Source organism: Mycobacterium lentiflavum (genome assembly GCF_022374895.2).
GTDB lineage: Bacteria > Actinomycetota > Actinomycetes > Mycobacteriales > Mycobacteriaceae > Mycobacterium > Mycobacterium lentiflavum.
Genome location: NZ_CP092423.2, coordinates 5346188 through 5358893, shown reverse-complemented (window position 1 = coordinate 5358893; position 12706 = coordinate 5346188). Strand labels below are relative to the sequence as shown.

13 protein-coding genes are annotated in these 12706 nt (G+C 65.6%); 8 read left to right on the top strand and 5 right to left on the bottom strand.

Going from position 1 to position 12706, the window contains the following annotated elements; genetic code table 11:
* Positions 1-75: 75 nt before the first annotated feature.
* From MJO58_RS25015 to MJO58_RS25005, 3 genes are read right to left on the bottom strand one after another with little or no spacing between them, the layout of a single operon-like run.
* Positions 76-522: a nitroreductase family deazaflavin-dependent oxidoreductase gene (locus tag MJO58_RS25015; protein WP_090609631.1), complete on the bottom strand. Its 447-nt coding sequence runs from the start codon at positions 520-522 to the stop codon at positions 76-78.
* Between the two features lie 59 nt (positions 523-581).
* Positions 582-986 carry a DUF8021 domain-containing protein gene (locus tag MJO58_RS25010; RefSeq protein ID WP_090607202.1) on the bottom strand — a complete coding sequence of 135 codons (405 nt, stop codon included), beginning with the start codon at positions 984-986 and terminating at the stop codon, positions 582-584.
* 7 nt (positions 987-993) lie between these two features.
* On the bottom strand, positions 994-2157 hold the full coding sequence (locus MJO58_RS25005) for a steroid 3-ketoacyl-CoA thiolase (RefSeq protein ID WP_090607199.1): 1164 nt from the start codon (positions 2155-2157) through the stop codon (positions 994-996).
* Between the two features lie 122 nt (positions 2158-2279).
* Here MJO58_RS25005 and MJO58_RS25000 point away from each other — a divergent pair, with 122 nt between their 5' ends.
* The 7 genes from MJO58_RS25000 (at position 2280) to MJO58_RS24970 (ending at position 9195) form a co-directional block, all read left to right on the top strand.
* A complete protein-coding gene (locus MJO58_RS25000) occupies positions 2280-3530 on the top strand; it encodes a cytochrome P450 (RefSeq protein WP_090607197.1) in 1251 nt (416 codons plus the stop codon).
* The gene (locus tag MJO58_RS24995) at positions 3530-4564 is read left to right on the top strand and encodes an acyl-CoA dehydrogenase family protein (RefSeq protein WP_090607194.1); all 1035 of its coding nucleotides are present in this window, start codon (positions 3530-3532) and stop codon (positions 4562-4564) included. The genes MJO58_RS25000 and MJO58_RS24995 overlap by 1 nt, the downstream gene beginning before the upstream one ends.
* Positions 4555-5718, top strand: a complete 1164-nt coding sequence (gene fadE29 / locus MJO58_RS24990) for an acyl-CoA dehydrogenase FadE29 (protein WP_090607191.1) — start codon at positions 4555-4557, stop codon at positions 5716-5718. The genes MJO58_RS24995 and fadE29 overlap by 10 nt, the downstream gene beginning before the upstream one ends.
* Positions 5715-6668 carry a bifunctional MaoC family dehydratase N-terminal/OB-fold nucleic acid binding domain-containing protein gene (locus tag MJO58_RS24985; RefSeq protein ID WP_090607189.1) on the top strand — a complete coding sequence of 318 codons (954 nt, stop codon included), beginning with the start codon at positions 5715-5717 and terminating at the stop codon, positions 6666-6668. Before fadE29 ends, MJO58_RS24985 begins: the two co-directional genes overlap by 4 nt.
* A complete protein-coding gene (locus MJO58_RS24980; protein WP_090607187.1) occupies positions 6665-7066 on the top strand; it encodes a MaoC family dehydratase in 402 nt (133 codons plus the stop codon). The genes MJO58_RS24985 and MJO58_RS24980 overlap by 4 nt, the downstream gene beginning before the upstream one ends.
* Positions 7066-8235, top strand: a complete 1170-nt coding sequence (gene ltp2 / locus MJO58_RS24975; RefSeq protein ID WP_239721324.1) for a 17-hydroxy-3-oxo-4-pregnene-20-carboxyl-CoA lyase — start codon at positions 7066-7068, stop codon at positions 8233-8235. The genes MJO58_RS24980 and ltp2 overlap by 1 nt, the downstream gene beginning before the upstream one ends.
* A 120-nt stretch (positions 8236-8355) precedes the next feature.
* A complete protein-coding gene (locus tag MJO58_RS24970; RefSeq protein ID WP_239721323.1) occupies positions 8356-9195 on the top strand; it encodes a DUF559 domain-containing protein in 840 nt (279 codons plus the stop codon).
* 96 nt (positions 9196-9291) lie between these two features.
* On the opposite strand, the gene MJO58_RS24965 is transcribed toward MJO58_RS24970, so the two are convergent.
* Together MJO58_RS24965 and kstD are read right to left on the bottom strand one after the other, a co-directional pair.
* Positions 9292-10161: a MaoC family dehydratase gene (locus tag MJO58_RS24965; protein WP_239721322.1), complete on the bottom strand. Its 870-nt coding sequence runs from the start codon at positions 10159-10161 to the stop codon at positions 9292-9294.
* A 1-nt stretch (position 10162) separates the two neighbouring features.
* Positions 10163-11845, bottom strand: a complete 1683-nt coding sequence (gene kstD, locus MJO58_RS24960; protein ID WP_239721321.1) for a 3-oxosteroid 1-dehydrogenase — start codon at positions 11843-11845, stop codon at positions 10163-10165.
* 72 nt (positions 11846-11917) lie between these two features.
* On the opposite strand from kstD, the gene MJO58_RS24955 reads away from it, so the two are divergent.
* Positions 11918-12703, top strand: a complete 786-nt coding sequence (locus tag MJO58_RS24955) for a 2-keto-4-pentenoate hydratase (RefSeq protein WP_239721320.1) — start codon at positions 11918-11920, stop codon at positions 12701-12703.
* Positions 12704-12706: the final 3 nt, after the last annotated feature.

Sequence of the window (12706 nt, the reverse complement as noted above, 5' to 3'; positions counted from 1 at the left end):
TTGTAGCAGCTGGGCCCGGCTCGTGTCTCGTTGTCGCGGGCCATTCAGCGACGGGATGCGATCGGTACGCCCGGCCTACGGGTCGCAGATGACGATCGGGATCACCCGCTCGGTCCACGACCGGTAGTCGCCGAATGACGGGTACATGGCGTCCAACTTCGGCCAATACTCTGCACGCTCTGCCTCCGTGGCGTCGCGCGCCGTCAACTGCAGGACCTCGTCCTTAATCTGCACCGAGACTTTGGGATTGGCCTTGAGGTTGAGGTACCACATCGGGTGCTTGTCGCTACCGCCCCTTGACGCGACCAGGATCACGCGATTGCCCTCGCGCAGATAGAGCAGCGGGCTCACCCGGGGCTCACCGGTCTTGCGTCCGGTCGTGGTGAGCAGAGCGACCGGCGCCTTCTGGAACACGCCGCCGAGTTTTCCGTTGCTGCGCTTGTAGATCCACGTGTTGCCCTTCGACATCCACTTGATGAAGAAGCCGACGACGGGTGAGTTGAGAGATTTGGGCTTTTCCATGACGTCCTCTGTGCTGAATCTGGCGGTCTCCTGCGCGCCCCGCTCCGCGGGCCGCGTCGTCACCGGCTGTGCTGAATGAAGGGGTGAAACCGAACCCTGATGTGGTGGATTTCCGCCCGCCCGTCCGGGCTTTCGGCGGGGATCACGAACGTCTCGTCAACGCGCGCGCCGACGCGGCGTCCGCCGAACGCCGCCTTGGTCAGCACGTGGTATTCGGCACGCACCTCGTCGCCGTTGATGGAATAGTCCGGCGGCGTGGTCCCGGCGAGTAGCCGGTATTGGAGCCCGCGATTGAGGCTGCGCCGCAGGTGATTTCCGGAGAAGCCGTTCTTGAATCCCTGCTCGATGCGGGTGCATCCCGCCGCGAACGGGACCGCATCGCCGGCATGGCTGACAAGCGCATCGATATACGCCTGCGCCGCCGCGATGCGGTTCTCCTGCGAAACCGGCTTCGTGACAAGCACTCTGGTGCTAGATGCGCTCGATGATGGTGCCGGTGGACAGTGCGCCACCAGCGCACATCGTGATCAGCGCGGTGGTCTGATCCGTACGCTCCAGCTCGTGCAACGCGGTGGTGATCAGCCGGCTGCCGGTGCTGCCGACCGGGTGACCCAACGCGATCGCGCCACCGTTGACGTTCACCTTGTCCATGTCGGGGTTGTGCACCCGCGCCCAGGACAGCACCACCGACGCGAACGCCTCGTTGATCTCGGTGATGTCGATGTCGCCCATCTTCATGCCGGCCTTTTCCAGCACCTTGGCGGTCGACTGCACCGGCCCGTCCAGGTGGTAGTAGGGCTCGGCGCCGACCAGCGCCTGGCTGATGATGCGGGCCCGCGGCTTCAGACCCAGCGCCTTGGCCTTGTCCTCGTCCATCCACAACACGGCCGCCGCGCCGTCGGAGATCTGCGATGACGTACCCGCCGTATGGATCCCGCCCTCGATCACCGGCTTCAGCGAGGCCAGGCCCTCCAGCGTGGTGTCGCGCAGACCCTGGTCCTTGGTCACGACATGACGGTCGCTGGTCGGCTGCTTGTTCTCGTCGAGCACGGGCGCCTCGATCCCGCTGATCTCGCGGTCGAACCGGCCTTCGGCCCACGCCTGCTGGGCCTTGCGCTGCGAGTCGAAGCCGAACTGGTCGATGTCCTCGCGGGTGATGCCGCGACGCTTGGCGATGCGCTCGGCGGCGGTGAACTGATCCGGCAGATCGATGTCCCACGACGCCGGCCGCAGGATCCCGCGGTCGGGGCCGGCGTTGGCGCCCAACCCGACCCGGCTCATCGCCTCGATGCCGCACGCGATGCCGACGTCGATGGCACCCACTGCGATCAGGCCCGCGATCAGGCCGTTGGCCTGCTGGCCGCTGCCGCACTGGCAGTCCACGGTTGCGGCGCCGACATGCTCGGGGAGCCCGGCAACCAGCCAGCTCACCCGGGTGATGTTGTTGGACTGCTCGCCGAACTGCGTGACGCAGCCGCCGATGACCTGCTCGACGTCGCCGGCTTGGATGCCGGCCTTCTCCACGAGAGCCTTCTGCGTGGCCCCGAGTAACTCGGTGGCGTGCAGACCGGACAGCCAACCGTTTCGCTTGCCGATGGGGCTGCGAGTGGCTTCAACGATGACAGGGTTACCCATTCCGTCAGGCTAGAACACGTTTCATTACTCTGACAAGCGAGGATGCCTGGGCGGCTTTTATCAGCGCAGGAGGCGTGTTTTACTGGCACTAGAACACGTTGCAATTGAGGAGCGCATACAGCATGGCACCCCCCAACATTCCCGCAGACTTCGACTTTCTGGACCCCGACGTCAACCTGGCCGGGCTGCCGGTCGCGGAGCTCGCCGAGCTACGCAAGGCCGAACCCATTCACTGGGTCGACATCCCGGGCGGTTCGGGCGGCTTCGAAGACAACGGCTACTGGATCGTCACCAAGCACGCCGACGTCAAGGAGATCTCGCGCCGCAGTGACGTCTTCTCGAGCTGGCTAAACGGCGCCATCCCGACCTGGCCGCCGGAGATGAAGCGTGAGCAGGTCGAGCTGCAGCGCAGCGTCATGCTGAACATGGACGCCCCGCACCACACCCGGCTGCGCAAGATCATCTCTCGTGGGTTCACGCCTCGGGCCATCGGGCGCCTGGAAGCCGAGCTCGCCCAGCGCGCGGAGAACATCGCCAAGACAGCCGCTGCGGAGGGTAGTGGTGACTTCGTCGAACAGGTCTCGTGTGAGCTGCCGCTGCAGGCCATCGCGGGTCTGCTCGGGGTTCCGCAGGAGGACCGCGACAAGCTGTTCCGCTGGTCCAACGAGATGACCGGGGGCACCGACCCCGAGTACGCCACCGTGGACCCGGCACAGTCGTCGATGGAGCTGATCACCTACGCGATGGCGATGGCGGCCGAGCGCAACGAGAACCCCACCGACGACATCGTCACCACGCTCGTCCAGGCCGATATCGACGGCGAGAAGCTCTCCGACGACGAGTTCGGCTTCTTCGTGGTGATGCTCGCGGTCGCGGGGAACGAGACCACCCGCAACTCGATCACCCACGGCATGATCGCGATGGCGAACAACCCGGATCAGTGGGAGCTGTTCAAGAAGGAGCGCCCGTCGACCACCGCCGACGAGATCATCCGGTGGGCCACCCCGGTGTCGGCCTTCCAGCGCACTGCCAACGAGGACGTCGAGCTGGGTGGTGTGCTGATCAAGAAGGGGCAGCGAGCGGTGATGTCCTACCGGTCGGCCAACTTCGACGAAGAGGTCTTCGACGACCCGCACTCGTTCAACATCCTGCGCGACCCGAATCCGCACGTCGGCTTCGGGGGCACCGGTGCGCACTACTGCATCGGCGCGAACCTGGCCCGCATGACGATTAATCTGATCTTCAATGCCGTTGCCGACCACATGCCCGACCTGAAACCGCTTTCGGAGCCCGAGCGACTACGGTCCGGGTGGCTCAACGGCATCAAGCACTGGCAGGTCGACTACACCGGAAAGAGCGCGGTTGCCAACTGATGGACTTCGATCTCACTGCAACGCAGCAGGCTGTCGCGGACGTGGTCACGTCGGTTCTCGAAAAGGATTTGGGCTGGGATGCTTTGGTGCGCGGCGGTGTGACGGCGCTGCCGGTACCGGAACGCCTTGGCGGTGACGGTGTGGGCCTGCCCGAGGTCGCCACGGTGTTGACCGAGGTCGGCCGGCGCGGTGCGATCACGCCGGCCCTGGCCACGTTGGGTTTCGGCGTGGTGCCGCTGTTGGATCTGGCCTCCGACGAACAGCAGGACCGATTCCTGGCCGGCTTGGTAACAGGGGCCAAGGACGGGGTGCTGACCGCGGCGCTCAACGAACCCGGCTCGGCGCTGCCCGACCGGCCCGCCACCACCTTCGCCGACGGGCGGTTGTCCGGCACGAAAGTCGCTGTGGCATATGCCGAGCAAGCGGACTGGATCATCGTGACGGCCGACAACGCGGTCGTCGTGGTATCGCCGAAGGCCGAAGGCGTCGAGCTGGTGCGCACGCCGACGTCAAATGGTTCCGACGAGTACACGGTGACGTTCGCCGCGGTCGCGGTTCCCGACACCGACGTGCTGGCCGGTGCTACCGCGCGCCGGGTCAATGAGCTGGTACTGGCGGCGATCGGCGCCTTCGCCGACGGGCTGGTGGCCGGCGCGCTGCGGCTGACCGCCGACTACGTGGCCGGGCGCAAGCAGTTCGGCAAGCCGCTGTCGACCTTCCAGACCGTGGCAGCGCAGCTGGCCGAGGTCTACATCGCCTCGCGCACCATTAATTTGGCCGCGAAGTCGGTGGTGTGGCGGCTGTCCTTGGGGGGCGAACCCGCCCCCCAGTTGCAGGCCGATCTCGATGTGCTCGGATATTGGATCGCGTCGCAGGCCCCCCCGGTGATGCAGACCTGCCATCATTTGCACGGCGGCATGGGCATGGACATCACCTATCCGATGCACCGGTACTACTCCACGATCAAAGACCTGACCCGGCTACTGGGCGGGCCATCTGCACGCCTCGATCTGGTGGGAGCGCAATGTTCATAGACCTGACTCCCGAGCAGCGTGCGCTGCAAGCGGAGCTCCGCGAATACTTCTCGAATCTGATTACGCCCGAAGAGGCGAAGGCGATGGAGTCCGACCGTCACAACGAGGCCTATCGCGCGGTGATCCGGCGGATGGGCCAGGACGGGAAGCTGGGGGTCGGTTGGCCAAAAGAGTTCGGCGGCTTGGGTTTCGGCCCGATCGAGCAGTCGATTTTCGTCAACGAGGCGCACCGCGCCGACGTGCCGCTGCCCGCGGTGACGCTGCAGACGGTCGGCCCGACGCTGCAGCAGTACGGCAGCGAGTTGCAGAAGAAGAAGTTTCTGCCGGCGATCCTCGCCGGTGAGGTGCACTTCGCGATCGGCTATAGCGAACCCGAGGCGGGAACCGATCTGGCATCGCTGCGCACGTCGGCCGTGCGCCAGGGCGACGAGTACATCGTCAACGGCCAAAAGATGTGGACCACCGGAGGGCATGATGCCGACTACATCTGGCTGGCATGCCGCACCGACCCGGAAGCCGTGAAGCACAAGGGTATTTCGATCCTGATCGTCGACACCAAGGATCCCGGCTTCTCCTGGACGCCGGTCATCCTGTCCGACGGTGCCCACCACACCAATGCGACGTACTACAACGACGTGCGGGTGCCGGCCGACATGCTCGTCGGCGAAGAGAACGGCGGCTGGCGGCTGATCACCACGCAACTCAACAACGAGCGGGTGATGCTGGGTCCGGCTGGACGCACGGCGGGCATTTACGACCGCCTGCATGCGTGGGCGTCCAAGCCGGGCGGAAACGGGGTCACGCCGATCGACCACGATGACGTCAAGCGCGCGCTCGGCGAGATCTACTCGATGTGGCGGATCAACGAGTTGCTCAACTGGCAGGTGGCCGCCGCCGGGGAGGATATCAACGTCGCGGATGCCGCGTCGACGAAGGTCTTTGGTACCGAAAGCATTCAGCGTATCGGTCGACTGGCCGAGGAGATCGTCGGCAAATACGGCAACCCGGCCGAGTCGGACACCGCCGAGTTGCTGGAATGGCTGGACTCGCAGACCAAGCGCAACCTGGTGATTACCTTCGGCGGAGGCGTGAACGAAGTGATGCGCGAGATGATCGCGGCGGCCGGCCTCAAAGTGCCGAGGGTGCCTCGATGACCGACATCAAGGAAGCGGTCGCGGAGATCACCGCCACCGTTGTCGCCGCGCCGCGCGACGCCCGGGATCCGGTGAACCAGCCGATCATCAACAACTGGGTCGAGGCCCTCGGCGACGCCAACCCGATCTATGTCGACGAGGCCGCCGCCAAGGCTGCGGGTCATCCGGGAATCGTGGCTCCGCCGGCCATGATTCAGGTCTGGACGATGTTCGGCCAGGGTGGGGAGCGCCCGACCGACGACCCCATGGGCCCGATCATGCAGCTGTTCGATGACGCCGGTTACATCGGCGTGGTCGCGACCAACTGCGAGCAGACCTACCACCGGTATCTACGTCCGGGTGAGCGGGTCACGATCCACTCCGAGATGCGCGACGTCGTCGGCCCGAAGCAGACCGCGCTCGGCGAGGGCTGGTTCATCAACCAGCACATCACTTGGCGGGTGGGCGACGAGGATGTCGCCGAGATGGCTTGGCGCATACTGAAATTCAAACCCCAGGATGCGACTGCCGATGCGGCCGCCGTCCCCGCGGACCTGGACGCCGATGCCATGATGCGTCCGGCGATGTCGCGTGACACCGCGTTCTTCTGGGAGGGCGTCAAAGCCCACGAGTTGCGCATCCAGCGGCGGCCCGACGGCAGCCTGCAGCACCCGCCGGTGCCGGCCGTGTGGCAGGACAAAGCCGACCCCATCGACTTCGTGGTGGCCAGCGGTCGTGGCACCTTGTACAGCTACGTGGTGCACCACGCGCCGAAGGTGCCCGGTCGCACCCTGCCCTTCGTGATCGCGCTGGTCGAACTGGAAGAGGGCGTTCGGATGCTCGGCGAGCTGCGCGGGGTGGACCATGCCGCGATCAAGATCGGAATGCCGGTTCGCGCAACCTACATCGACTTCCCGGCCGGCGAGTCCGGGCCACAGTGGAGCCTGTACGCCTGGGAGCCGGACGCATGAGCGCACCCGTTGTGGAAGTGGGCACCGTCCTGCCCGAACTCAAGCTGGAGGGTTCGCCGACATTCATCATCTCCACGGCGCTGGCCACCCGGGACTTTCAGGATGTGCACCATGACCGGGACCTGGCGCAGGCCAAGGGTTCCAAGGACATCTTCGTCAACATCCTGACCGATACGGGATTGGTACAGCGCTACGTCACCGACTGGGCGGGACCGACGGCGCTGATCAAATCGATCGGGCTACGGCTTGGAGTGCCGTGGTATGCCTACGACACCGTTACCTTCTCCGGTGAGGTGACCGCCATCGACGATGACCTGATCACGTTGAAAGTGTTCGGCCGCAACAGTCTTGGTGACCACGTCATCGCGAACGTGACGCTCACGATCGGGGGTGCCTGATGTTGTCGGGTAAGGCTGCGATCGTTGGCATCGGCGCCACCGACTTCTCCAAGGACTCCGGCCGCAGTGAGCTAAGGCTGGCGGCCGAGGCGGTTCTGGATGCTTTGGACGACGCGGGCCTGCGCCCGTCCGACGTGGACGGGCTGACCACGTTCACGATGGACACGAACAACGAGACCGCCGTCGCGCGTGCGGTCGGCATCGGCGACCTGAAGTTCTTCGCCCAGACCGGTTACGGTGGCGGCGCCGCGTGCGGGACCATCCTGCATGCGGCGATGGCCGTGGCGACCGGTGTGGCCGACGTCGTCGTCGCCTACCGGGCCTTCAACGAGCGCTCGGGCATGCGATTCGGCCAGGTGCAGACCAGGCTGGTGGGAAACGCCGGCGTGCAGGCTGATTCGACCGCGGCCGACAACTCGTTCTCGTATCCGCATGGGTTGTCGACGCCGGCCGCGCAAGTCGCGATGATCGCCCAGCGGTACATGCATTGGTCGGGCGCGACGAGCCGCGATTTCGGCGCCATCTCGGTGGCGGATCGCAAGCACGCTGCCAAGAACCCCAAGGCGTACTTCTACGAGAAGCCGATAACCATTGAGGACCATCAGAATTCGCGGTGGATCGCCGAGCCGCTGCGGCTGCTGGACTGCTGCCAGGAGACCGACGGAGCCGTCGCAATTGTGGTGACGTCACCGGAGCGGGCGAAGGACCTCAAGCAGCGACCGGCGATCATCGAGGCCGCGGCTCAGGGGTCCAGCCCAGACCAGTACACGATGGTCAGCTACTACCGCCCCGAATTGGGGCTACCCGAGATGGGGTTGGTCGGTCAGCAGATGTGGCGGCAATCCGGTCTCAAGCCGACCGACATCCAGACTGCGATTCTTTACGACCACTTCACGCCCTTCACGCTGATTCAGTTGGAGGAGTTGGGTTTCTGCGGTCGCGGCGAGGCCAAGGACTTCATCGCCAACGGCGCGGTCGAGGTGGGCGGGCGGCTGCCCATCAACACTCACGGCGGCCAGCTCGGCGAGGCCTATATCCACGGCATGAACGGCATCGCGGAGGGGGTGCGGCAGCTGCGGGGCACATCGGTGAACCCGGTGCCCGACGTCGAGCACGTACTCGTCACCGCCGGAACAGGTGTGCCCACCTCCGGGCTGATCCTCGGCTGACCTCTGCTTCCTCTCTGCGCCGAGTGTGCAGTTAGTTTCACGTTCGCGGTCGAGCGTGAAACTAACTGCACGCCCGACGAGTGAAGTGACGAGGCCGGCGAGCCGTGCGACGCTGCGATCGTGGGTGAGCCGTTCCTTGGTAGTGAGGCCATCGCTCGAGGCGCAGTAACCAGGGGTCAGCTATCCAATGGCTATACCCGTCTTTTCCGAAATGTGTATGTCAGTCGGGATGCCGACGTTACCGCCGCGCTGCGCGCGCGGGCGGGATGGTTGTGGAGCGGGCGTCAGGGTGTGGTCGCCGGTTTCTCCGCGGCGGCGCTGCACGGGAGCAAATGGGTCGAGGGCGCGACGGTGGTGGACCTCATTCACGACAACCGCCACCCTCAAGCTGGGATCCGGGCTCATGGCGACCGTATCGAGGATGACGAGATCACCGCCGTAGGGGGGATCTCCGTGACCTCTCCACCCAGGACGACCCTGGACCTCGGCTGTTGGTATCCGATCACCGCCGCGGTTGCGGGCATCGACGCATTGGCTCGAGCAACACGAATCAAGGCCGCCGATGTCGAGCTGCTCGCGGAGCGCTACTCGGGCCGCCGAGGCATCATGCAGGCAAGGGAGGCCATAGCACTTTGTGATAGTGGGGCGCAGTCGCCGAAGGAGTCTTGGCTGCGCATTGTGCTCGTCCAGGCAGGATTACCGCCGCCTCAAACGCAGATCCCAGTTTTCGATCACTTCGGTGAGCCGGTGGCTTATCTGGATATGGGTTGGGAAGAACTGAAAGTCGCGGTCGAGTATGACGGCGAGCAACACCGCAACGACCGCAGGCAATACACCTGGGACGTTCGGCGGTTAGAAACGCTCGAGCGTTTGGGGTGGATCGTAATTCGGGTAGTCGCGGGGGACCGCCCAGCCGAGATCGTCCGGCGGGTACGCGCCGCTCGTGCCCGTCGAGCGTGAAGTTACCTTCACACTGGCGGGCGAACGTGAAGCTAACTTCACGATCGGGAACGCGATAACTCCGGACGCGAGGCGCCGGGGGCTCGGCGCGAAACCCTATGCGGGGACCAGCTCGACGCCGGACAGCACTACCGCGTTGTCGCGGGCCGGCGCGACAACGCTGGCCACGAATCGGTTGTCGTCCTTCCAGATGCCGGCCTTGAGCGTCTCGCCCGGGAATGCGACACCGGCAAAGCGCGCGCCATAAGCGGCGACAGCCGAAGCGTCGCCGTCCAGTAGCGCATCGGTGATGGCCTTGCAGGTCATGCCATAGGTGCACAGGCCATGCAGGATCGGCTGGGGAAAGCCTGCGGCAGCAGCGAATTCGGGGTCGGAGTGCAATGGATTACGGTCGCCGCACAGCCGGTAGAGCAGCGCCTGCTGCGGCAGGATCGGCACGTCGAGCTCGAGGTCGGGAGCCCGATCGGGAGCTCCATCCGACGACCCGCCCCCGGAAGGCCCGCGCTCGCCGCCGAAGCCGCCCTCACCGCGGGCGAAGATCGACCGACGCTGCGTCCACAGCACGGTGCCGTCGGGCGCGGTCGCCGTCGTCTCGCTCCAGATCACCGCGGCCTTGCCCTTGTCCCAGATATCGGTGAACCGGGTGATTGCCGTGGCCGAACCCGACGGTGGCAGCGGCCCGGGCACCTCGATGCGCTCGCTGGCGTGCAGCACCTTGCTCAGCTCGATGTCGATGCCGGGGAATTGCACCGTCGGCGGCTTGGTCATGTGGAAGGACGCCGCGACGTTGCCGAAGGTCGGCAGCACCTGGGGGGTGTCGTCGACCAGGTAGCGCAGCTCGCGCGGATCCATGGGGTCGGCGCCCGCGCCCAGCCCAAGGTGATACAGCTGGATATCGCTACTGGACCAAGAGAATTCAAGCGGTTCCAGCTCCGCGGCCAGCGCGACGTCTACATCGATGGGCATGTCAGTTCTCTCCTGCGATGTGCAGCGCGGCGAGGTACCCGAAGGTCATCGCCGGCCCAATGGTGCCGCCCGGACCCGGATAGGTGTGCCCCATTACCGGTGCACTGACGTTACCCGCCGCGTAGAGGCCGTCGATGACGCTGCCGTCGTCGCGCAGCGCGCGGCCGTGGACATCGGTGCGGATGCCACCCTTGGTCCCCAGATCGCCGGGCACCATCTTGGCGGCGTAATACGGCGCGTGAGTGAGCTCGCCGAGGTTCGGGTTGGGCTTGTTGGTGGGGTCGCCGTAGTACTTGTCATAAGCGCTCTCACCGCGGTGGAAGTCCTCGTCGACTCCGGAGCGGGCAAAGCCGTTGAACCGCGCCACAGTCGCGGTGAACTCGGCGACGGGTAAGCCGGCTTTCTCGGCCAGCTCCTCGAGCGTGTCGGCCTTGATGATGACGCCGGATTCCATCCACTTGGTCGGAATGCGTTGTCCGGGCTGCAGTCCCGCGAAGATGTAGCGGTCCCGGTACTGCTGGTCGAACACCAGCCACGCGGGAATATTTTCGCCCGGCCCGGGGCCCTGGCCGAATTCTCCACCGTACATATGGTGGCAGGCTTCGACGTAGGGCATCGACTCGTTCATGAACCGCTTGCCGGACATGTTGACGATGATCGAGCCCGGCGAGTTGCGCTCCGACAACGCGAACCACGGCGCGCCGACCAGTGGAACAGTCGGGCCCCACCAAGCATCCTCCATGATATCCAGTGCGGCGCCCAGCTTTTCGCCCGCGATGATGCCGTCGCCGGTGTTGGCCTTGGCGCCGACGGTCCACTCCGTGGTGATCGGCGCGCGCTGGTACTTCACCCGCATCTGCTCGTTGTGCTCGAAGCCGCCGCTGGCCAGGATCACTCCGCGCCGGGCCCGGATCAGCTGCGGCTCAGCCGATTCAGACTCGCCAGCGGAGCGGACGTAGACACCCCGAACCACGCCGTCTTCGACGTAGAGATCAGTCAAAGCGGTGTTCAGCTGCACCGGAACCCCGGCCCGCTGCAGCCCAATCCGCAACGGACCGATCAGCGCCCGGCCCATGCCAACCAGGTTCTTACCGGTCGCCTTCGCCCACATGGTGCGGGCGCCGACCTTCAAGCTGCGCAGCACTCCCCGCGGGTGTCGCTTCAGCATGTTCAGCCGCACGTAGTCCTGCTGCATCACAACCACATTGAGGGGCACTTTGCCGTAGGCCGGCTCGAGCCCGGCTTCGTCGGGACCGAGCTTGCGCGCGTCGAACGGTTTGGGCTCGATCGAGCGCCCCTCCGCGCGGCCGCCCGGCGCCTCGGGGTAGTAGTCGGAGTAACGCGGCACCCAGCACATCTTCAACGGGGTGTTCTTCAGCACGAACGACAGCATTTCGGGACCGCGCTGCAGGTAAGTGTCGATGCGCTCGGGCTCGACCACATCGCCGACGATGCCGTGCAGGTAGGTGCGGGCAGCCTCGGGTGTGTCCTTCACGCCGTCGCGCCGGAGGACTTCGTTGTTCGGGATCCAGACGCCGCCCCCGGACCGTGCGGTGGAGCCGCCGAAATGCGGGGCCTTCTCGATGACTAATGTCGAAAGGCCTCGGTGCGCGGCGGCGAGGGCAGCCACCATGCCGGCTCCGCCGCTTCCGACCACGACGACGTCGTACTCCTGCGCTGTCATGTAGAACACGTTATAGAATTGCCCGGGCTGGCCGCTACCGGCCCGGTCAAACGGACGAGGGGACTTCGGTAAATGCTCAGTGTTGCGACCCGCGACGAGCTGGCAGCCGACCTGGCGCAAGCCGAGCGCAGCCGCGAGCCGATCGCTCCGTTAACCTCCGCGCACCCCGACATCGACGTCGTCGACGCCTACGAGATCCAGTTGATCAACATTCGCCAGCGGGTCGCCGAGGGCGCGCGGGTGCTGGGCCACAAAGTCGGCCTGTCCAGCAAGGCGATGCAGCAGATGATGGGCGTCGACGAGCCGGACTACGGTCACCTGCTCGACGAGATGCAGGTGTTCGAGGACATCCCGGTCCAGGCGGACAAATACTTGTACCCGCGGGTGGAGGTCGAGGTCGGCTTCATCCTGGCCGCCGACCTGCCGGGAGCCGGGTGCACCGAAGAGGACGTGCTGGCCGCCACCGAAGCCCTGGTGCCTTCGATCGAGTTGATCGATACCCGAATCACCGACTGGAAGATCGCGTTGTGCGACACCATCGCCGACAACGCCTCATCGGCCGGGTACGTGCTGGGCAAGTCCCGGGTGTCGCCCGCCGACATCGACGTCAAGACGATCGACGCGGTGCTGACCCGCAACGGTGAGGTGATCGCCGAGGGCCGCAGCGATGCCGTGCTGGGCAATCCGGTGACGGCGGTGGCATGGCTGGCCCGCAAGGTGGAAAGCTTTGGGGTGCGGCTGCGTAAAGGTGACGTCGTGCTACCGGGTTCCTGCACGAAGGCGATCGATGCCCGCCCCGGTGACGACTTCGTCGCCGAATTCACGGGGCTGGGTTCGGTCCATTTGTCGTTCGAATAGGCT